The following is a 20286-nucleotide window of genomic DNA, read 5'->3' as shown; positions in this document are numbered from 1 at the left end:
CAGCTAGATGCTTGCCCATGTTCACCCTTGCGCACCTCTCCGATATCCATCTCGGTCCCCTTCCCGAACTCTCGTTCCGGGAACTCGCGTCCAAGCGCGTCACCGGCTACGTCAACTGGCACCGCAACCGGCGGCGGGTGATGTTCGGCGACACGCTGACCTCGCTTGTCGCCGACATGAAGGCGCAAGGTCCCGACCATGTGGCGGTGACCGGCGATCTGGTCAACCTCGCCACCAAGACGGAGATCGTCGGTGCCGGCCTCTGGCTTAGGGATCTGGGGACGGCCCACAACGTTTCCGTCGTCCCGGGAAACCACGATGCCTATGTCCCCGGCGCCTTGAAGCGGGCTTGTGCCGAGTGGCACGACTACATGGTCGGCGACAATCCGCTCGCCTCCATCGGCCATCTCTTTCCCTATGTCCGGCTGCGCGGCAATGTCGCCATCTTCGGCGTCAACAGCGCCGAGGCGACGGCGCCCTTCTTCGCCACCGGCACGTTCAAGCGCAAGCAGGCGCTGGCGCTGGCGAAGATGCTGGGAGCCTGCCGCACGACGGGGCATTTCTGCGTGGTGATGATCCACCATCCGCCGGTGTCGAACGCCACCTCCTGGCACAAGCGGCTGATGGGCAAGCAGTTCTTCTGGAAGGTGATCCGCGAGGTCGGCGCCGATCTCGTGCTGCACGGCCATACCCATCTCGACACGCTGCACTGGATCGCCGGCGTCGACGGCCTGGTGCCGGTGGTCGGCGTGCCCTCCGCCAGTCAGAGCGCCGGCAGTGCCAAGCCCGCAGCCCGCTACAACCTGTTCCAGATCGACGGCGAGCCCGGCGCCTGGACGCTTGTCCAGCGCGAGCGCGGCCTGAAGCGCGACGGCAGCGGCATCGACTGGATCCGCCAGCGACAGCTGATGGCCAACGGCGAGACCGTCAATGTCGGCGATCAGGAGGATGCGCTGCCGGCCGGCGGCGGCCTGTAAGGTCAACAGCCGACCTTGGCGGTTGCGACGGACGCTCGGGTCGGGCAGAGCAGAGGCCCGGCCTTTTCACGGCAGCCTTGTCCATGCACCGATTACCGCCCCTCCCCACCGTCACGGCCGGCCTGCTGGCTGCCTTCGTCGGCTTCACCAGCTCGTTCTCGGTCATTTTGCAGGGACTCGGCGCGATGGGCGCGACGCGCGACCAGGCCGCCTCCGGCCTGATGGCGCTATCGGTCGCGATGGGCCTCTGCGGCATCGCCCTCAGCCGGAAGACGCGGATGCCGATCTCGATCGCCTGGTCGACGCCCGGCGCCGCGCTCCTGGCCACCTCCGCACTGCCCGAGGGCGGCTTTGCCGTCGCGGTCGGGGCCTTCGTCGTTTCCGGCCTGCTGGTCATTCTGGCCGGCGTCATCCGGCCGCTCGGGCGGCTGATCGCGCTTCTGCCGGCGAGCCTTGCCAATGCCATGCTCGCCGGCATCCTGTTCTCGCTCTGCCTGGCGCCGGTACGCGCCGTCGCGGCGACGCCGCTGGCGGGCCTCGCCGTCGCCGGCACCTGGCTCCTGGTCTCGCGGCTGAACCGGCTGCTGGCGGTGCCCGCCGCCGCGCTCGTCGCCATCGGCGTCATCGTCCTGACCCATTCCGACGGGCTGTCGACCCTTGGCCCGGCGCTGCCCTATCCGGTGGGGGTGATGCCCGTCTTCACCCTGGCGAGCCTCGTCGGCATCGCTTTGCCGCTGTTCCTGGTGACCATGGCCTCGCAGAACATCCCCGGCCTCGCCATTCTGAAGGTCAACGGCTTCGCGCCTTCGCCGGGGCCGCTGTTTGCCGTCACCGGCCTGTTCAGCCTCGCGGCCGCGCCTTTCGGCGGCCATGCGGTGAATCTGGCGGCGATCACGGCGGCGATCTGCGCCGGCGAGGAGGCCGGCCCCGCGCGCGAACGGCGCTACTGGGCAGGCGTCGTCTCGGGCCTCGCCTATGTCGGCTTCGGCCTCGCCGCCGGGCTCGTCACCGCCTTTGCCAGCCTGTCGCCGCTGCTCATCCAGGCGGTGGCGGGTCTGGCCCTGATCGGCGCCTTCTCCGGCGCGGCCCATGCCGCGCTGGCGGCGCCGGGAGAGCGGGAGGCCGCGACGCTGACCTTCCTCGTCACCGCCTCCGGCGTCGCCATCCTCGGGATCTCGGCACCGTTCTGGGGGCTTCTGGCCGGGGCCGGGCTGATGCTCGTGACGCCGCGCCCGGTCGCGGCTCCCCCCGTCGTGGCCGCCCGGCGTGAGGATGCCCCGTCCGCGCGGACCTGACGACGCCTGTCGCCGGCGAGGCGAATCGCGGCAGCTTCAGTTCAGCGAAAAACCGCGAACCGACGCGATGGCGTAGAGCGTGCCGGCGCCGATGACGAGGCCGATCATCAGCCAGGAGAGGGCGACGGCGAAGCTCGTGCCGGCGGGCGGCGGCACCGGCCGGGCCGGGATCGGCGCAGCCGCTGCTTCCGTCTTCCGCTCCCCGCGTTCCATGACCCGGACGCCGAGCCCGTCGCTATCGGCAAAGGCCTTGTCGCGCTCGACGATGCGCTCGGCGACATAGTCGGTGACGCGGTCGGCGATCACGGCGACATCGGCGGATTCCCCCAGCATCACCCGGCCGAGCCGCGTCTCCCGCGCGAAGCGGTAGGTCCGCCGGTCGCGGGCCATGGAGACATGCGCCGTGCCATCGATCCAGAACCGCGGCTGCGGGCCCCCGGAAATGGTGAAGTCGAAGCGGTCGTCGCCCGGCGGGACCTCGTCGGCGACGCTCTGCATTTCCTCGGCGAGAATCTCCAGCCGCGCCCGATCCGCCTCTCGAATGTCGACGACGACGTCGCTGCGATGCGCCGCGGCGATCTTGGCCGCCCGGATCGCGTCGGCAAGCCGTCGGTTCCCCATCAGGGACGACACATTGTCCTTGCCCTCGCCCATCCGTGCTGGTCCCTGTCGCTCACTGTTCACAATTGATTAACCATAAGTCGTCGCATCGCGAATGGGAACCGTCGTCGTCGCATTCCCCGTGCCTGCCGTCAGGGGCTGGCGTGCGAAACGCCTGATGACTCTGCGGTCTCAAGGGCTTGGGCGATATGGGCGATCGACTCCTCGCACGCCTCGTCCATCAGCATGTGCCCGGTCCCCGCCAAAGCGGCGAGCGCAAAGCCTGCGGGAACACCCGCACTCTGGGCAAAGGGGGTGATCCTGTCCTCGCGGCCCCAGATCAGCTGCACCGGCACGCCCGTGCCGGCGACGGCATCGAGCGGCAGCGACCCCTGTGTGCCGCCGCGAAACAGCAGCGCCTGGATCGACGCCAGCGCTGCGGTGGACTGCGACGCGCGGATGCGGCGATGCAAAGAGAGAACCGCTTCGTCCGGCTGCCAGCCGGGGCGGCCGAGGCCGATCAGGCTGTCGCGCAGCTCCGGGTCGGACTGCGCCGCGGCAAAGCGCGCGAGCGCCTCGGCGCCGATCTCCGGGCCGAACCCGCCCGGCGCCAGAAGCGTCAGCGAGGCCACCCGCTCGGGCGCGAACAGCGCGATGAGCGCCGCGATCGAGCCGCCCATGGAATGACCGACGAGATGGGCCGAAGCGATGCCATGCCGGTCGAGCTCGGCAATGACGGCCCGGGCCGCCAGTTTCGGCGGGCCGAAGCCCGGAAAGTCGCGCGCCTCGCCGTGCCCCGGCAGGTCGAAGGCGAGCGTCGGTCGGCCTACGGCGATTGCCGGCTGAATGCCTTCCCAGGACAAAGCGGCGCCGCCAAATCCGTGCAGGAAAACGGCCGGCTGGGCCGTCCCCTCCCCCATCGCGACGACCGGCAGAGCCGGTCCGGACGGGGAGCGATCCGCTTCGGCGCTCATGCGCTCACATCGACGCGGGAAAGGGCAGGCGCGCCGTGACCGAGATGCGATCGGGATCGGTCTTGATGTGCAGGAGCGCCAGCCCCCCGCTCGCCACCGCCGCGTCGAAGGCGGCGGCAAAGTCCTCCGTCCGCTCGACGGCCGCGGCATAGGCGCCATAGCTCCGGGCGAGCGCGGCGAAATCCGGATTGACCAGCGCGGTCGCCGAGGGGCGGCCGGGATAGTGCCGCTCCTGGTGCATGCGGATGGTGCCGTACTGGCTGTTGTCGACGAGAAGCACGATCACGGCCGCGCCCGCCTGCGCGGCGGTGCCGAATTCCTGCATCGTCATCTGGAAGCAGCCGTCGCCGGCAAAGCAGACGACCGTCCGCTCGGGATGCCGGAGTTTCGCCGCCACCGCCGCCGGCAGGCCGTAGCCCATCGAGCCCGAGGTCGGTGCAAGCTGCGCGGCGTGGCCGACGAAGCGGTGGAAGCGGTGCAGCCAGCCGGCGAAGTTGCCGGCGCCGTTGGTCAGCGTGCTCGTCGCCGGCAGCACCTTTTCCAGATGCGCCATCACGCCGTTCATGTCGACATACCCCGCGCGGGCGGCGGTGTCCGGGGCGGGCGTCGACCAGGCGAGGTAGGTGGCGTGCGCCGCCTCCGCCTCGCCCGACCAGGCGACCGTCGCGGGCGCCACCAATTGTGCGGCCTTGCGCGCGAAGGAAACGGGATCGGCGAGGATCGACAGCGCGGGATGATAGACCCGGCCGAGCTCGGCGTCATCCGGCAGGACATGGACGAGCCGCTGCTTCGGCTGGGGCACGTCGAAGAGCGTGTAGCCCTGGCTCGGCATCTCGCCGAGCCGCGCGCCGATGGCGATGACGAGGTCGGACGCCTCGATCCGCGCCTTCAGCGCCGGCGCGATGCCGATGCCGACATCGCCGGCATAGTGGGGATGAAGGCTCGGGAACAGCGCCTGGCGGCGGAAGGAGCAGGCGACCGGCAGGTGGAAATGCGTCGCGAACGTCTGGATGTCGGCGATGGCGCCGTCGGTCCAGCGCGAGCCGCCGAGGATGAGGATCGGCGCCTTGGCTCCCTCCAGCATGGCCCAGAGATCTTCGAGCTTGGACTCCGCCGGCGGAATGTCGATCGCCTCGACGCGGCTCGGGATCTCCGCTTCCGCCTCGCCGGAGAGTGTGTCCTCCGGCAGAGCGATGACGACCGGTCCCGGCGCGCCGTCGAGGGCGATGCGGAACGCCTCGGCGACGAGGTCGGGCAGTTCGGCGGCGGTGGCGGCCTCGAACACGGCCTTGGCCATGCCGCCGAAGAACTTGTCGTAGTCGACCTCCTGGAAGGCGCCGCGGCCGCGGAACTCGGTCGGCACCTGGCCGATGAACAGGATCATCGGCGTCAGGTCGTGGGCGGCGACATGCACGCCGGACGCGGCGTTCGTCGCGCCCGGCCCGCGGGTGACGAAGGCGATCCCCGGCCGACCGGTGAGCTTGCCATCGGCCTCGGCCATCATCGCCGCGCCCCCTTCCTGCCGGCAGAGGACGGTGTCGATGCCGCTGTCGACGAGGGCGTCGAGCACCGGGAGATAGCTTTCCCCCGGCACGCAGAAGACGCGCGAAACGCCCTGCGCTTCCAGCGCGCGGACGAGGAGGACGCCGCCTTCCACCTTCATTTCACCGCTCCGATGATCCGGTTGGCCGCCGAGACGATGCCCTGCAGCGACGCCGTGACGATGTTCTTGTTGATGCCGGCGCCGAACAGCCGCCCCTGGCCGAACGCCCCGCCCGCGTATTCGATGTCCATGTAGGAGATCGCCGAGGCGTTGGAGCCGTGCTGGAGCGAGTGCTCGGAATAGTCGGCAACCGACATCTCGATCCCGAGATGGCGCGAGAGCGCATCGACGAAGCCGTCGATCGGGCCGGTGCCGCGTCCGGTGATCGTCACTTCCCTGTCGCCGTCGAGGATCGTCGCCTCGAGCAGCCGCTCGCCACGGTGCTCGGGATCGGGCAGCGTGTGATGGTCGAGGAAGCGGATGCGGGCGCCCGGCTGCTCGACATAGCGCTCGATGAAGCGGTCGTAGATGCGCTTCACCGACAGCTCGGTGCCCTCGGCATCGGTGATCCGCTGGACGTCCTCGCGGAACTCGACCTGCAGCGCGCGCGGCAGGTTGAGGCCGTAGTCGGCCTGAAGGACATAGGCGATGCCGCCCTTGCCGGACTGCGAATTGATGCGGATGATCGCCTCGTAGGAACGGCCGACATCCTGCGGGTCGATCGGCAGATAGGGCACTTCCCAGAGCGTCTTGTTTGATGCGCGCGACGCCTTCATGCCCTTGTTGATCGCGTCCTGGTGCGAGCCGGAAAACGCGGTGTAGACGAGTTCGCCGACATAGGGGTGACGCTCGGGGATCACCAGCTGGTTGCAGTATTCGTAGACGTCCTTGATCTTGTTGACGTCGGAGACGTCGAGCAGGGGATCGACGCCTTGCGTGAACATGTTCAACGCCAGCGTCACGAGATCGACATTGCCCGTGCGTTCGCCATTGCCGAACAGGGTGCCTTCGACGCGGTCGGCGCCGGCCAGGAGCCCGAGCTCGGTCGCCGCGATCGCGGTGCCGCGGTCGTTGTGCGGATGCAGTGAGACGATGATGTTCTCGCGGTTGTCGAGGTTCCGGCACATCCACTCGATCTGGTCGGCATGGATGTTCGGCGTGGACATCTCGACCGTCGCCGGCAGGTTGATGATGAGCTTGTTGTCGGCCGTGGGCTTCACCACCTCGATCACCGCGTTGGAGATCTCCAGCGCGAAGTCGAGTTCGGTGCCGGTGAAGCTTTCAGGCGAATACTCGAAGCGGTAGCCGCCGCCGGCCTTGTCGGCCATCTCGGTGATCATCTTCGCCGCCTCGACGGCGATGGCCCGCACGCCGGCGCGGTCCTTCTGGAACACGACGCGGCGCTGCAGCTCGCTGGTCGAGTTGTAGAAATGCACGATCGGCCGGTGCGCGCCCTCGAGCGACTCGAAGGTGCGGGCGATCAGTTCCGGCCGGCACTGGACCAGCACCTGCAACGACACGTCCTCGCCCACGCCGCCATGCTCGACGCACCAGCGGGCGAAGTCGAAATCGGTCTGCGAGGCCGAGGGGAAGCCGATCTCGATCTCCTTGAAGCGCATCCATTTGAGCAGCTGGAAGAAGCGCTCCTTCTTTTCCTGGCCCATGGGATCGACGAGCGCCTGGTTGCCGTCGCGCAGGTCGACCGAGCACCAGATCGGCGGCTTCTCAATGCGTTTCGAGGGCCAGGTGCGGTCGGCGAGATCGACCGGGGGATAGGGCTGGTACTTCGCGGCGGCCTTGGCCATCACGGGGGCCGGCGAAGTGGCCGGTGCCGCGATGGGCGCGGGGGGAAACGTCGTGGATGCGGACATGGATAGGGCCTTCGTCGCTCGTCGAGACGGCGCGCCGTCATGCGGCTGCAGCATCGTCTTCAGCTGGGGGGACCGGTCGTGTCAAACCGGCATGAAGCGGAAGGGGCACGGCGCGCAAGGCGACCGGCTCGATCGCCGGACGCCCCTTGAACTAACGGGTCCGACGATCGCTTCTAAGCGGAAGGAGGAGAAGCTTCGGCGCGCGCGCGACAAAAAGGCCGGTCGACAGGGACAGGGCCAGAATCGTCAGAAGGGCGAGCGCGAGGTTCATGAAGAGCAGCCTAGCCGATATCGCCGAGACTGCAAGCTGGAAAGTTCAGGCCGGGTCCGGCAGTCGGAACCGCAGTTCCGAGACCGCGCCGGCCTCGTTGCGGAAGGCGAAGCTGCCGCCGATCTGCTGGGTCAGCGACAGGACGATGCGCATGCCGAGATTGCGCGAACGCCCCGCCTCGTAGCCCTCCGGCCAGCCGGGCCCGTCATCGGCGACGGTCAGAACGACCTCGCCGTCGCCGCGCTGGCGCAGGGTCACCGAAAGCGTCCCCGCACGGGAATGCGCAAAGCCGTGCTCGATGGCGTTGGAGATCAGCTCGGTCGCGATGAGGCCGAGCGGCACCGCCAGAGCGGCGGGCACGTCGAGGGGTTCGGCATTGACGGCGTAGGCGATATGGTCGGCGCCGGACGCCTCCATCAGATCGGGCCCGAGCTGCCGGAGATAGGGCGCGAGGTCGAGGCTCTGGCGCGAGGGATCGTGCAGCTGGCGCTGGATCTTGGAGATCAGGCCGATCCGGGCCGAGGCCTGCACCAGCGCCGCCTGCCCCGCCTCGCCCTCGAGCGCGCGGGACTGGGCGCTCAGCATGGAGGAGACGACGGCGAGATTGTTGGAGACGCGGTGCTGCAGCTCCTGGAACAGGAGATCGCGCTGCCTTGCATAGCCCTCCGCCTTCTCCCGCTCCCGGCCGAGGCGATCGACCGACAGATGCATCCAGTGCAGGAGGAAAATGTCGACGGAGACGATCGCGATGTAGAAGGCCAGCGCCAGCGGCGCGCCGCCGACCAGGGAGAAGGTGTGAAACGGCGGGATGAAGAAATACCAGGACGCCAGACCGCTGGCCACGGCGACCGCGATGCCGGGATAGAGGCCGGCGAAAAACGTAGTCAGGATGACGGCGGGAAAGAAGGTCAGGTAGGGAAAGCCGACGGGCAGCTGGTCATTGAGACCATAGCGCAGGCCGAAGGCGACCACGAAAGCAGCGACGGCCACCGACCACTGGAAGAGCGGCAGGCGCCGCAGGTGCGCGGTGCGGACGAGGGCGAGATGAATCGGCCTGCTCAGCGATCGGACGTCCGTCAGGGCCAAGATCCCGCCATTCCTCGAAAACACATGCGTTTCAGCAGTCGTGCCGTTCCGTCATCGGTCACATGCTTCGCTACTGCGCCTAACATTCAATTGTGGCAAGCGGCAAAAATTGTCAGGATTACGGCGCAATCCCTCAGGCAGCCAATGAATTAGTCCGACGTCAGACGACCGGAACGCCCGTCTGCTTGATTTCGCCCTCCGGCTCGACGTGGATCTGGACGGTGGCGTGAGCGAAAGCACCCTGCAGCGCCTCCTCGATGCGGTCGCAGATCTCGTGCGCGTCCCCGACGGTCATCGCCTCCGGCACGACCATGTGGAACTCGATGAACAGGGCCCGTCCCGCGATCCGCGTCTTCAGGTCGTGCACCTCGAGCGCCCCTTCGGCATGGCCGGAGATGATGCTGCGCACCCGCTCTTCCTCGCCCGGCTCCATCGCCTGATCCATCAGGCCGCTGAGCGAACTGGTGACGACGTGCCAGCCCTCGCGCAGGATGTTGACGGCGACCAGCGCGGCCATGATCGGATCGAGGACATGCCAGCCGGTCACCGAGGCGATGGCGAGACCCGCGAGCACTCCGACCGAAGTGACCACGTCGGCCATGATGTGGCGCCCGTCGGCGGCCAGCGCCGGCGAGCGGCGGGCCCGGCCCGCCCGGATCAGGAACTGCGCCCACACAAGATTGATGACGGTGGCGCTGCTGTTGATGGCGATGCCCAGCATCGGTGCGTCGAGAGCCCGCGGCGACTGGTAGGCGTCCCAGGCCTCGCGCAGGATCAGCAAGGCCGCGACGATGATCAGCGCCCCCTCCACCACGGCGGAGAAATACTCCGCCTTGGTGTGGCCGAAGTGGTGGTCGCTGTCGGCCGGCGCGAAGGAGACGCTGACGGCCCACAGCGCGATGATGCCGGCGACGACGTTGACGATCGATTCCAGGGCGTCGGAATACAGCGCCACCGAGCCGGTGACGTAATAGGCATAATACTTGATCGCGAGGACGACCAGGCCGACGCCGATGGTCGCGGTCGCGATGCGTTTCACCGGCCCCGCATCCGGATGGACGCCGTCAACATTCAGCATGTCAGGCAGCCTTCTCGCGGGCACGCCGGGGCAGATGCGCGACGATGTTCTCGATCATCCGCATGCCCGCGCCGCCGCCGAGGCTCATGATGCTTTCGGGATGGAACTGCACCGCCGCAACCGGCTCCGAGCGGTGCTCGAAGGCCATGACGATGCCGTCCTCGGTCTCGGCGGTGACCTCGAATTCCCGGGGCAGACGGACCGGATCGGCAAAGATCGAGTGATAGCGACCGACCGTCACCTCCGACGGCAGGCCGGAGAAGATGATGCCCGGCTTCTGCACCTTGATGCGCGAGGGCTTGCCGTGCACCGGCACGTGCAACGTCCTGAGCGTTCCGCCATAGGCTTCGGCGAGCGCCTGCAGGCCGAGGCAGACGCCGAACATCGGGATCTTGCGGGCCCGTGCCGAGGCGATCGTGCCCTTGCAGTCGAAGTCGGCCGGGTTGCCGGGGCCGGGCGACAGCACCACGAGATCGGGATCGATCCGGTCGAAGATCTCCTGCGCCACGGGCGTGCGCACGGTGGTGACGGTGGCGCCGGTCTGGCGGAAGTAGTTGGCGAGCGTGTGGACGAAACTGTCCTCGTGATCGACGAGCAGGATCTGCAGCCCCTCCCCGACCTTGGCGCCGGCGCGTTCGCCCAGCACGTCGTTCGGCTGGCCCGCTTCGCGGATGGCGGAGATGAGCGCCGAGGCCTTCAGCTCGGTCTCGGCCTCCTCCTCTTCCGGGTTGGAGTCGTAAAGCAGCGTCGCGCCGGCCCGAACTTCCGCGATGCCGTCCTTGAGGCGGATGGTGCGCAGCGTCAGGCCGGTGTTCATGTCGCCGTTGAAGTGGATCATGCCGACGGCGCCGCCATACCAGGCGCGCGGGCTCTTCTCGTGCTTCTCGATGAAGCGCATCGCCCACAGTTTTGGCGCGCCGGTGACCGTCACGGCCCAGGCATGGCTGAGGAAGGCGTCAAAGGCGTCCATGCCCTCGCGCAGCCGGCCCTCGATGTGGTCGACGGTGTGGATCAGCCGCGAATACATCTCGATCTGGCGCCGGCCGATGACGCGCACCGAGCCCGGCTCGCAGACGCGGCTCTTGTCGTTGCGGTCGACGTCGGAGCACATGGTCAGTTCCGACTCGTCCTTCTTGGAATTCAGGAGCTTCAGGATCTGCTCGGAATCGGAGATCGCGTCGTCACCGCGCTTGATCGTGCCGGAGATCGGGCAGGTCTCCACCCGCCGCCCGTTGACGCGCACGAACATTTCCGGCGAGGCGCCGATCAGGAATTCGTTGTCGCCGAGATTGATGAAGAAGGAATAGGGCGAGGGATTGATCGCCTTCAGGCGGCGCGACACGGCCGAGGGCGGGCTTTCGCAGCGCTCGAAGAAGGTCTGGCCGGGGACGACCTCGAACAGGTCGCCGCGGATGAATTTTTCCTTCGCCGCCTTGACCAGCTGGGCGTATTCGCCCGGCCGGTGGTCGCCGCGCGGCGGGATGCGGTCGGAAGCAGCGAACGGCGCCTCGGGCCCGCCGCCGGCGAGACCCGACGTCGTCGCGCCATCCTTCTCGAACTCGTAGCGGTCGACATAGGCCTTGGCCGAGTAGTGGTCGACCATCAGGATCTCGTCGGGCAGGAACAGCACGACGTCGCGGCGGTCGGCCGGCCGCGGCAGCGTCTCCGTCACCGGATCGAACTGGAAAGCGAGATCGTAGCCGAAGGCGCCGTAGAGGCCGAGATCGGCATCCTCCTCGGAGCGGAAGAGGGCGACCACCGTGCGCAGCACGGAAAACACCGTCGGCATGCGCGAGCGCTCTTCCTCGGTGAAGACGCGGTCCGGCAGCTTGACGGTGAGCGCGAGCCGCATGGCGGTGCGCTGCTGCGTTGCGATGTCCTCGTGGCCGTCGAGCGCCGCGGCGACGAAACCGAGCAGAACCTCGCCGCGCGGGTTCATCGCCTCGATGACCATGTCACGGCTGGTCGAGGTCAGCACCAGCGGCGGATCGACGATCGCCGTGTCCCAGCGCGTGTAGCGGCCGGGATATTCGTAGTTGGACGAGAAGACCGCGCCGCGGCGGGTGTCGAGCCGGTCGGCGAAAGGCTCGATCGCGCCCTCATAGGGCACCGCCTCGCGCCGGCGCGTGACCGCCACGCCGCCCAGCGTCTGATAGCGCTCGGCGCCGTCGCTCAAGGTCTCGAGGGTCATGGCTTCCGTCTCCCGCCGTTGAAAGGCCCTGCACCCAGCCGCCGAAAACAAAAAAGGCCGCCGGAATGAACCAGAGCGACCTTTGTCTTGAAAACACGCACGAACACGCGCAAGGCCGCTTCTTCAGGGAGCCTGCCACCAGAGCGAATGTTTCGTGTCGTTCGTCATGCCCGAAGCGTTAGCGAAAAACGCAACGGAGGGCAATGGCCACCCGCGCCCATCCTCTGCGGCCGTCGCCACCGCCGTCACGCGACGAGCTTCAGATCCCGAAATCCGTCGCGATGCTCGGCGAGAAAGGCCGCGAAGGCCGCGATGCCGAGGGGCCTGGAAATGAAGTAGCCCTGGGCGAAGGCGATCGGCGGGTGCATGGCCCGCAGCTGGCGCAGCCGCTGCGCGGTTTCGACGCCTTCGATCACCATCTCCCGTCCGGACGACTGGACCATGTCGATGGCATGGCCGAACATCCGGTCCATCAGGCTGCCTTCGGGCGCCATGGCGAAACCGCGATCGAGTTTGACGCCATCGACGGCGAGCGCGGCGAGATTGTGGATGTTGGAATAGCCGGTGCCGAAATCGTCGATATAGGTGCGGATGCCGACCGCGCGCAAAGCCTCCATCTGCTGCTGCGCCGCGACCACCGCAATCGAGTCGCTTTCGACCAGTTCGATGGTGACGGAGAAACGGTCGCGCACCGGCTCGAACACCTCAAAGATCGGACGGAGCACAGCGACGTCGAGGTCGCGGGGAAAGATGTTGAAGGTCACGTCCAACCTGTCGCGACGGGGCAGCGTCTCGCAGAGTTCGCGGCAGGCCTTCTCGACCACCAGGCGCGTGAACTTGCGGGTCAGGCCATGCTGCTCGACGAGTGGAATGAAGCGGTCGGGAAAGACGACGGAATCGTCGACGTCGCGCCATCGTGCGAGGACCTCGCAGCCGGCGATCTGTCCGGTTCGCAGATCGAGGATCGGCTGGTAGGCGCAGATGATCGAGCCGGCATCCAGATGGCGTCGGAAACGGGATGCCAGCGACCAGCGGCGAACGATGAGGGCGCGCGCCCGGCCGGACAGCCAGGCGGCGAGGACCGCGGAAAAGACGAGGGCCGCGCCCACGAAAAGCTCGAACTGCTGCATGAGGGCGAGCACCGACACCTTCGTGACGACGCAGAGCCTCTGATCGTCGACGCAGTCCCGCAGACGAAAATCGGCGGGAAAGCTGGCTTCCATCGGACCATCCCCGGCGGGTGCGTGGACGGCGGCCGAGCCGCCGCGGTGCCACCAGCGTCCGGACGGGCCGATCAGGACGACCTCCATCTCCATCCATGACGGCGGCGACATCGAGACCGCCTCGAGCGGGACGACGATGGCGAAGGGATCGACGAGGACGATGCTGCCGACAAGGCCGCCGAGCCCCGCGAACGACAGATCGCGGTCGATCCAGACCGCCGGGGAAACCTCTGTGGCCGGCAGGTCGGGCGTGCCGAGGGCCATGGGCGGATCGAAGCGCTTGGTGCTGACCGAGCACCGGATGGCACCGCCGGGGGCGTAGAAGAACTCGTTCAGCCCATCGGGAAGATAGGCGACGCGCTTCAGCTGGCGGTTGAAGTCTTCCGTGCAGGGATCGGCGGTGATCGCCCGCAGGGCGGCAAAGGTGGAGCCGATGCGGCCCGTCAGCTCGGTGTAGGGTTGCAGCACCTCGCGGCTTTCCCCGACCATCGCCCGGTAGACCTGCTGGCGCGCCATCCATCCGATGGCGGTGATGATGATGGCGAAAAGGATGATGCCCAAGAGGAGCGCGGCAAACATCTGCTGCCGGGCCGAGATGAGGTAGCGAACGATCTTTGCCATGACTGAGCCCGGAGCGAGAGCCGCCAATCAAGCAGGATGCCGTCAAGACGGACTTAAGCAGAGCCCCGTGGATTCCTCCTGCGGCAGACCCGCCGGAAGGCTCAAGCCACCAGCTCCAGCTCGTGGAACCCCTCCGCGTGGCGGACCAGGAAGGCGGCAAAATCTTCGGCACTCAGCGGGCGCGAGATGAAATAGCCCTGGACGAGATCGATGGGCGGAATGACGGCACGCAGCTGCCGCAGTCTTTCGGCCGTCTCGACGCCCTCCACCACGATCGTCCGCTCCGAGGCCCGGACCATGTCGATGGCATGGCCGAGCATGCGGGCCATGACGCTGCCGGTCGCGGCCATGGCGAAGGAACGGTCGAGCTTGACGCCATCGACCGTCAGCGCCACCAGATTCTGGATGTTCGAGTAGCCGGTGCCGAAGTCGTCGATATAGGTCCTGATCCCCGCCGCTCGCAGCGCCTCGATCTGCAGCGGCGCGTCGGCGACCTCGATGACGTTGCTCTCGACAATCTCGACCCCGATCTCGAACCGGCTGGAGGCGCTGGCGAAGATCCCGAAGACGTTGCAGAGAAAGGCCGCATCGAGATCGCGCGGGAAGATGTTGAAGGTCAGCATCAGCTTGCGCCCCTCGGGCAGGGCTTCGATCAGTTCGGCATGGGCCCGCTCCGCCACCATCCGGGTGAAGCTGCGGGTGAGCCCCGCCTGTTCGACCAACGGGATGAAACGGTCGGGATAGACGATGCTGTCGTCGACATCGCGCCAGCGCGCCAGAACCTCGCAGCCGGCGATCTCGCCGGAATGCAGATGCATGATCGGCTGATAAACGCAGACAATGGAACCGGCCTCCAGGTGGCGGCGGAAGCGCGACTCGAACGCGAAGCGGCGGACGATCATCACGCGGGCCATCCTGGCCAGCCACGCCGCCAGCGCCAGGGCGGCGACCAGGGACGCGATCACGTAGATCTTGCCGTGGCTAAGAAGGGCCGCCAGCGGGGCCTCGGTCACCACGCAGACCCGGCCGCTCAGCAGGCAGACGCTGTTGCGCAGCGCGGTGTCCAGCCCGCCGTCCTGCTGGCGCAGCGAAGCGACATAGCGCTGGTAGACGCCCGGCGTGCCGCCGCGGTGCCACCATCGCCCGGACGGCGCCACGAAGACGACCTCCATCGCCATCCAGCCCGGCGGATCGATGCGGACCGTCTCGAGCGGCAGAACGATGGCGTAGGGATGCAGGTGCAGGACGGTGCCGACCAGACCGTTCAGGCCGGCAAAGGTCAGGCCCCGGTCGACCCACATCGCCGGCTCACGGCCCTGTGCCGGCATGTCAGGCTGGCCGAGAGCGACCGGCGGGTCGAACCGCCCCATGCTGCTGGTGCATTCGACGATTCCGTTCGGCGCGTAGACGAACTCGTTGAACCGGTTGGGCTGATAGGCGACGCGGCGAAGCTGGCGGTCGAACTCCGGCGTGCACGGCGGAGCGGTCACGTCGGACTTCAGAGCGGCGAAGGTTCCAGCGGCAATGTCAGCCCGGTCGGCGAACGGACGCAGCACCGGCAGGCTCTCGCCGACGAGGAGGCGCACGACCTCGTGGCGGGCGAACAGGGCGGCTGCGGCGACGAAGAGGCCGAACAGCAGCAGGCCGAGGACCAGGCTGACCAGCCTCTGCTGCCGGGCGGAAATGAAGAGTCTGACCAGTTTTGCCATTACCGTGCCCGATGCGAGTCGCGATCATCAAGCCCGAATTGTGTCAACGATGGATTAATCAAAACTTCGTGACAGTCATGAACTGGCGGTCGGTGCGTGTTCTGCCGCTCAGAACAGGCCCTCGATGTATCCCTGCATATTCAGATGGATGCGCTCCGCCGAGGGGCTGCGGGGAAGGCCCGGCATGGTCATGATCTCTCCGCAGATCGCCACGACGAAGCCCGCGCCGGCGGAAAGTCGGACCTCCCGGACATGAACGACGTGGCCGTCCGGCGCACCGCGCAGGCTCGGATCGGTGGAGAAGGAATACTGGGTCTTGGCCATGCACACCGGCAGGTCCGCATAGCCCTGGGCTGCGAACTGCGCCAGTTGATCGACGACGCTCTTGTCCATCGTCACCGCGGCACCGCGATAGATGCGCTTGACGATGGTCTCGATCTTTTCGGCGAGCGGCATGGCGTCGGGATAGAGGGGGGCGAACTTCGCCGTGCCGCTGTCGGCGAGCGCCGCGACCTTGTGGGCGAGTTCCTCGATGCCGGCCGAGCCCTGCGCCCAGTGCCGGCACAGCACCGCCTCGGCGCCCATCGCCGCGGCATAGGCCTTGACGGCGTCGATCTCGGCGTCGGTGTCGGTGCCGAAATGGTTGATCGCCACCAGCACCGGGACGCCGAACTGCCCGATGTTCTCGATGTGCCGGCCGAGATTGGCGCAGCCACGCGTCACCGCCGCCACGTCCTCGCGGCCAAGGTCCTCCTTGGCGACCCCGCCATTCATCTTCATGGACCGCACGGTCGCGACGATGACGCAGGCGTCCGGCGTCAGCCCGGCCTTGCGGCACTTGATGTCGAAGAATTTCTCCGCGCCGAGATCGGCGCCGAAGCCGGCCTCGGTGACGACGTAGTCGGCCAGCTTCAGCGCCGTCGTCGTCGCCACGACCGAGTTGCAGCCATGGGCGATGTTGGCGAAGGGTCCGCCATGGACGAAGGCGGGATTGTTCTCCAGCGTCTGCACCAGGTTCGGCTGCATCGCGTCCTTCAGCAGCACCGCCATGGCGCCATCGGCCTTGATGTCGCGGGCAAAGACCGGCGTCTTGTCGACCCGGGTGGCGATGACGATCCTGCCGAGCCGCTCCTCCAGATCCTTCAGGTCCCGGGCGAGGCAGAGAATGGCCATGACCTCGGAGGCGACGGTGATGTCGAATCCGGATTCGCGCGGATAGCCGTTCGGCACACCGCCGAGCGAGGTGACGATCTGGCGCAGCGAGCGGTCGTTCATGTCGAGGACGCGGCGCCAGACGACGCGGCGGGTGTCGATCTTCTGCTCGTTGCCCCAGTAGATGTGATTGTCGAGCAGCGCGGCGAGAAGGTTATGCGCCGAGGTGATGGCGTGGAAGTCGCCGGTGAAATGGAGGTTCATGTCCTCCATCGGGATGACCTGGGCATAGCCGCCGCCGGCCGCCCCGCCCTTCACGCCGAAACAGGGGCCGAGCGAGGCTTCGCGGATGCAGACCGCGGCGCGCTTGCCAATGCGGTTCAACCCGTCGCCGAGGCCGACCGTCGTCGTCGTCTTGCCCTCGCCGGCCGGCGTCGGATTGACCGCGGTGACGAGGATCAGCTTGCCGTCGGGCCGCCCCTCGAGCGAGCGGATGAACTCGGCCGTGATCTTCGCCTTGTCATGACCGTAGGGAACCAGATGCTCCTCGGCGATCCCGAGTTTCGCAGCCACTTCGCGGATCGGCTGCTTGTTGGCGGCGCGTGCGATCTCGATGTCCGACTTGACGTCCGTCATGGCTGTTCCCGCCCTCGTCACTGAAGTGTCAATGTCGAGGTACCGGCCGGGAAGTCGGGAGACAAGAGTGAAATGCCGGCCGGGATCGCCCGGTACGAAAAAGCCCGGACGCGGGTCCGGGCTTCTCTGCTGCACGTGTCCGGATCGGTGGCGCGGGGAGGACGCGCTGCGATCCGCTCTGCTAGGCTCCGGAAGCGATCCTGGCCCAGCCGATCGAGCGGGAGGAACCCGTCGGCTGTCGATGGCGCTCCCGACTGAGTGATCCTGCGCGCGATGGCTGATGTGAAGCTTGTGCCGGCGATTTCCTCATCGCATTTCCGCAAGCGGCGTCCGCAAGCCACCGTCAGAGCGCGGTCGGCCCGGCCTTTTCCGGCAGCGGAAACAAGGCCGCGAACCGTTCGGCCAGCGCCCGGTCCCCCTCCAGCCGCAGCGCTCCAGCCGCCTCCAGCGTCGCCAAGGGCTGGCCGCCATAGATCCAGCCGGCGATCACCCGCGCTTCGCCGGTGAGGATGAGATCGGCCTGCGCGACGGGGCCGCGGGCGATGGCGATATGGCCGCCGGCGAGATCACCGACAAAGCTTTCGGCGCCGATGCGAAAGCCGATGGTGAGGTCGAGCCCCGAGGCCTTCTGCGGATCCAGCATGGTGCGCATCGACAGCATCAGCGACGCGGCGCTGAACGGCAGGCTCGGATCGTGCGCCGGTGAGCGGGCTGCCCAGCGGCCGAGCGCCTGGAAGATCGGCTCGCTCTCGTAGCCCCAGGGCGTCAGTTCGTAGACCTGGACCGCGCCGGGCGGCGGCAGCCGGTGGCGGACGAGCACGCCGGCGCCCTCCAGCCCCTCCAGCCGCTGTGTCAGCACGTTCGCGCTGATGCCGGGAAGGCTGGTCCTGAGATCGCCGAAGCGCTTCGGCCCGAGCATCAGCTCGCGGATGACCAGCAGCGCCCAGCGATCGCCGACGAGATCGAGGGCATGGGCGGCGGCGCAGGCATCCTCGTAACGCCGCCGCTCCGAAGATTTGGTTATTTTTTGTGACTTCATGGTTGCAATAAATAACTTGCCGCGGCATGCTTCGTCAAACGGATGATCGGGAGGACAGGCATGACGCGGCTCGTTTTCATCAACCTTCCTGTCGCCGACCTCGGTCGGTCGGTGGCCTTCTACCGCGCCATCGGTGCCGAGCAGAACCTCCTGTTCTCCGACGACACGGCGGCCTGCATGGTGTTTTCCGACACCATCCACGTGATGCTGCTCACCCACGCGAAATACCGGCAGTTCACGACCAAGGCGATCGCCGACACACGAAAGGTCTCGGCGGCGCTGATCTGCCTGTCCGAGGACAGCCGTACGGCCGTCGACGCGACCGTCGGCTGGGCCGGGGACGCCGGCGGGCGGGCCGATCCGAGCCCGCCGCAGGATCACGGCTGGATGTATTCGCGCTCCTTCGACGACCCCGACGGCCACGGCTTCGAGATCGTGTGGATGGCGCCCGCGGCCGCCTGCGCCGATGCCAGCGCTCACGCGACCGCCTGACAGCCTTCCTAACGAGACCGCATGACCGAGCCCGCCCCACCGCGACCGATGGAGGACCGCATGAGCGCAGAACTCGACCTCTTCGAACTCTCCACCAGCCGGCTGATCGCCGCCCCACCCGAGACGGTCTACCGGGTCTGGACGACGCGGACCGGTGAGTGGTTCGCGCCGAAGCCCTACACGACGCCGGGGGTCGAGCTCGATCTCCGGCCCGGCGGGATCGCCCGGATGGACATGCAGGCGCCGGACGGGACGGCGCTGCCGAACCAGGGTGTGTTCCTGGAAGTCCTGCCGAACGAAAAGCTCGTCTACACCGACGCCTTCACCGTCGGATGGAAGCCGCACGAGCCCTTCATCCTGCTGATCGTCACCTTCGCGCCGGAAGCTGGCGGCACCCGCTACACCGCGACCGTCCGGCACTGGAACGCCGAGACGATGAAGCGCCACGATGAGATGGGATTCCAAGAGGGCTGGGGCACCGCCACCGACCAGCTCGCGGAAATCGCCGAGGCCGAAGTCGCCCTCGCCTGACGTGCCAAAGGTCGGATCGGGACATCGTCGATCCCCGATTCCCCGATCCGCCGAGCCCGGAAAAGAGATCAACGAACAGCAGCCAGGGAGAAAGACCATGTCCTATATCGACGGGTTCGTCGTGCCGGTGCCGGCGGCGAAGAAGGAGGAATACCGGCTGATGTCGGAAAAGGCCTCGGTGGTCTTTCTCGATCACGGCGCGATACGCCATGTCGAAGCCTGGGGCGACGACGTGCCCGACGGCAAGGTCACCGACTTCAAGGGCTCGGTGAAGGCCGAGGACGGCGAGGTGGTCGTCTTTTCCTGGATCGAATGGCCGTCCAAGGCGGCGCGCGACGCGGGCATGGCCGCGGCGATGAAGGACCCGCGCTTCGACGGCATGGGCCCCATGCCCTTCGACGGCAAGCGCATGATCTTTGGCGGCTTCGCCGTCATCCTTGATGCCATGGGCAAGGCGCCATGATCCGCCCCTGCCTCTGGTTCGACGGCCGGGCCGAGGAGGCGGCGAGTTTCTACGTCTCGCTCCTGCCGGACTCGCAGATCGACAAGATCCATAGCGGCACGCTCGACTGGCCGGGCGGCATGAAGGGCGACGTGCTGATGGTCGAGTTCACCCTCGCCGGTCGTCCCCACATGGCGCTGAACGGCGGCCCCTATTTCCAGTTCACGCCGGCCATTTCGCTCGCCGTCGACTGCGCCGACCAGGCCGAGGTCGACCGTCTCTGGGACGCGCTCTCGGCCGGCGGCTCGACGATGGAATGCGGCTGGCTCACCGACCGCTACGGCCTCGCCTGGCAGATTATCCCTGTCCGCCTGACGGAGATGATGCGCGATCCGGATCCGGAGCGGGTGGACCGCGTGATGCGGGCGATGATGACCATGGTGAAGCTCGACGTCGCCGCGCTGGAAGCGGCCTATGGCGGGACAGGCGCCCGCTAGAGCCGCGGCGCGGTGGATTGGCGGGCGCCCTTGGAAACAGGACGGCTGAACGAGCAGG

17 protein-coding genes are annotated in these 20286 nt (G+C 67.6%); 6 read left to right on the top strand and 11 right to left on the bottom strand.

Translation table 11 applies throughout. The features are described 5' to 3' along the window. Window positions 1–17: 17 nt before the first annotated feature. Complete coding sequence (locus tag IEX88_RS16980) at window positions 18–977, top strand: metallophosphoesterase family protein (protein ID WP_188852906.1); 960 nt, start codon at window positions 18–20, stop codon at window positions 975–977. An 83-nt stretch (window positions 978–1060) separates the two neighbouring features. Beyond that, window positions 1061–2272 carry a benzoate/H(+) symporter BenE family transporter gene (locus IEX88_RS16975; protein ID WP_188852903.1) on the top strand — a complete coding sequence of 404 codons (1212 nt, stop codon included), beginning with the start codon at window positions 1061–1063 and terminating at the stop codon, window positions 2270–2272. A gap of 36 nt (window positions 2273–2308) precedes the next feature. Here IEX88_RS16975 and IEX88_RS16970 read toward each other — a convergent pair whose 3' ends face one another. The 11 genes from IEX88_RS16970 to IEX88_RS16920 all read right to left on the bottom strand — a co-directional run bounded on the left by IEX88_RS16970 (window position 2309) and on the right by IEX88_RS16920 (window position 18266). Continuing rightward, complete coding sequence (locus IEX88_RS16970; RefSeq protein WP_188852898.1) at window positions 2309–2926, bottom strand: hypothetical protein; 618 nt, start codon at window positions 2924–2926, stop codon at window positions 2309–2311. 98 nt (window positions 2927–3024) lie between these two features. Beyond that, window positions 3025–3846 (bottom strand): alpha/beta fold hydrolase, encoded by an 822-nt coding sequence (locus IEX88_RS16965; RefSeq protein ID WP_188852896.1) that lies wholly within the window; start codon window positions 3844–3846, stop codon window positions 3025–3027. Window positions 3847–3850: 4 nt separating this feature from the next. Continuing rightward, window positions 3851–5509, bottom strand: coding sequence for a thiamine pyrophosphate-binding protein (locus IEX88_RS16960; protein ID WP_188852894.1), 1659 nt, complete (start codon window positions 5507–5509; stop codon window positions 3851–3853). Continuing rightward, window positions 5506–7194 (bottom strand): 2-isopropylmalate synthase, encoded by a 1689-nt coding sequence (gene leuA, locus IEX88_RS16955; RefSeq protein WP_188853048.1) that lies wholly within the window; start codon window positions 7192–7194, stop codon window positions 5506–5508. The genes IEX88_RS16960 and leuA overlap by 4 nt, the downstream gene beginning before the upstream one ends. 382 nt (window positions 7195–7576) lie before the next feature. Beyond that, complete coding sequence (locus tag IEX88_RS16950; protein WP_188852892.1) at window positions 7577–8617, bottom strand: sensor histidine kinase; 1041 nt, start codon at window positions 8615–8617, stop codon at window positions 7577–7579. Between the two features lie 160 nt (window positions 8618–8777). After that, window positions 8778–9695, bottom strand: coding sequence for a cation diffusion facilitator family transporter (locus IEX88_RS16945; RefSeq protein WP_188852890.1), 918 nt, complete (start codon window positions 9693–9695; stop codon window positions 8778–8780). A gap of 1 nt (window position 9696) precedes the next feature. Continuing rightward, window positions 9697–11886 carry an anthranilate synthase gene (locus IEX88_RS16940; RefSeq protein WP_188852888.1) on the bottom strand — a complete coding sequence of 730 codons (2190 nt, stop codon included), beginning with the start codon at window positions 11884–11886 and terminating at the stop codon, window positions 9697–9699. A 245-nt stretch (window positions 11887–12131) separates the two neighbouring features. After that, window positions 12132–13730: an EAL domain-containing protein gene (locus tag IEX88_RS16935; protein WP_188852887.1), complete on the bottom strand. Its 1599-nt coding sequence runs from the start codon at window positions 13728–13730 to the stop codon at window positions 12132–12134. 101 nt (window positions 13731–13831) lie between these two features. Next, entirely contained in the window at window positions 13832–15439 is a 1608-nt protein-coding gene (locus tag IEX88_RS16930) for an EAL domain-containing protein (RefSeq protein WP_188852885.1), read from the bottom strand. Window positions 15440–15547: 108 nt separating this feature from the next. After that, complete coding sequence (locus IEX88_RS16925) at window positions 15548–17227, bottom strand: formate--tetrahydrofolate ligase (protein ID WP_188852883.1); 1680 nt, start codon at window positions 17225–17227, stop codon at window positions 15548–15550. Between the two features lie 343 nt (window positions 17228–17570). Beyond that, window positions 17571–18266 (bottom strand): winged helix-turn-helix transcriptional regulator, encoded by a 696-nt coding sequence (locus tag IEX88_RS16920; RefSeq protein ID WP_188852881.1) that lies wholly within the window; start codon window positions 18264–18266, stop codon window positions 17571–17573. Window positions 18267–18326: 60 nt separating this feature from the next. On the opposite strand from IEX88_RS16920, the gene IEX88_RS16915 reads away from it, so the two are divergent. From IEX88_RS16915 to IEX88_RS16900, 4 genes are all read left to right on the top strand, one after another. Continuing rightward, on the top strand, window positions 18327–18758 hold the full coding sequence (locus IEX88_RS16915; RefSeq protein ID WP_188852879.1) for a VOC family protein: 432 nt from the start codon (window positions 18327–18329) through the stop codon (window positions 18756–18758). Window positions 18759–18818: 60 nt separating this feature from the next. Continuing rightward, window positions 18819–19289 carry an SRPBCC family protein gene (locus IEX88_RS16910; RefSeq protein ID WP_188852877.1) on the top strand — a complete coding sequence of 157 codons (471 nt, stop codon included), beginning with the start codon at window positions 18819–18821 and terminating at the stop codon, window positions 19287–19289. Between the two features lie 97 nt (window positions 19290–19386). After that, window positions 19387–19752 (top strand): DUF1428 domain-containing protein, encoded by a 366-nt coding sequence (locus tag IEX88_RS16905; RefSeq protein WP_188852875.1) that lies wholly within the window; start codon window positions 19387–19389, stop codon window positions 19750–19752. Further along, on the top strand, window positions 19749–20228 hold the full coding sequence (locus IEX88_RS16900) for a VOC family protein (RefSeq protein WP_188852873.1): 480 nt from the start codon (window positions 19749–19751) through the stop codon (window positions 20226–20228). The genes IEX88_RS16905 and IEX88_RS16900 overlap by 4 nt, the downstream gene beginning before the upstream one ends. The last annotated feature ends 58 nt before the right edge of the window (window positions 20229–20286 follow it).

The organism is Aureimonas glaciei, assembly GCF_014643375.1.
Lineage (GTDB): Bacteria > Pseudomonadota > Alphaproteobacteria > Rhizobiales > Rhizobiaceae > Plantimonas > Plantimonas glaciei.
Note: the sequence above shows the minus strand (reverse complement) of the source record. Positions and strands in the feature narration are given on the sequence as shown.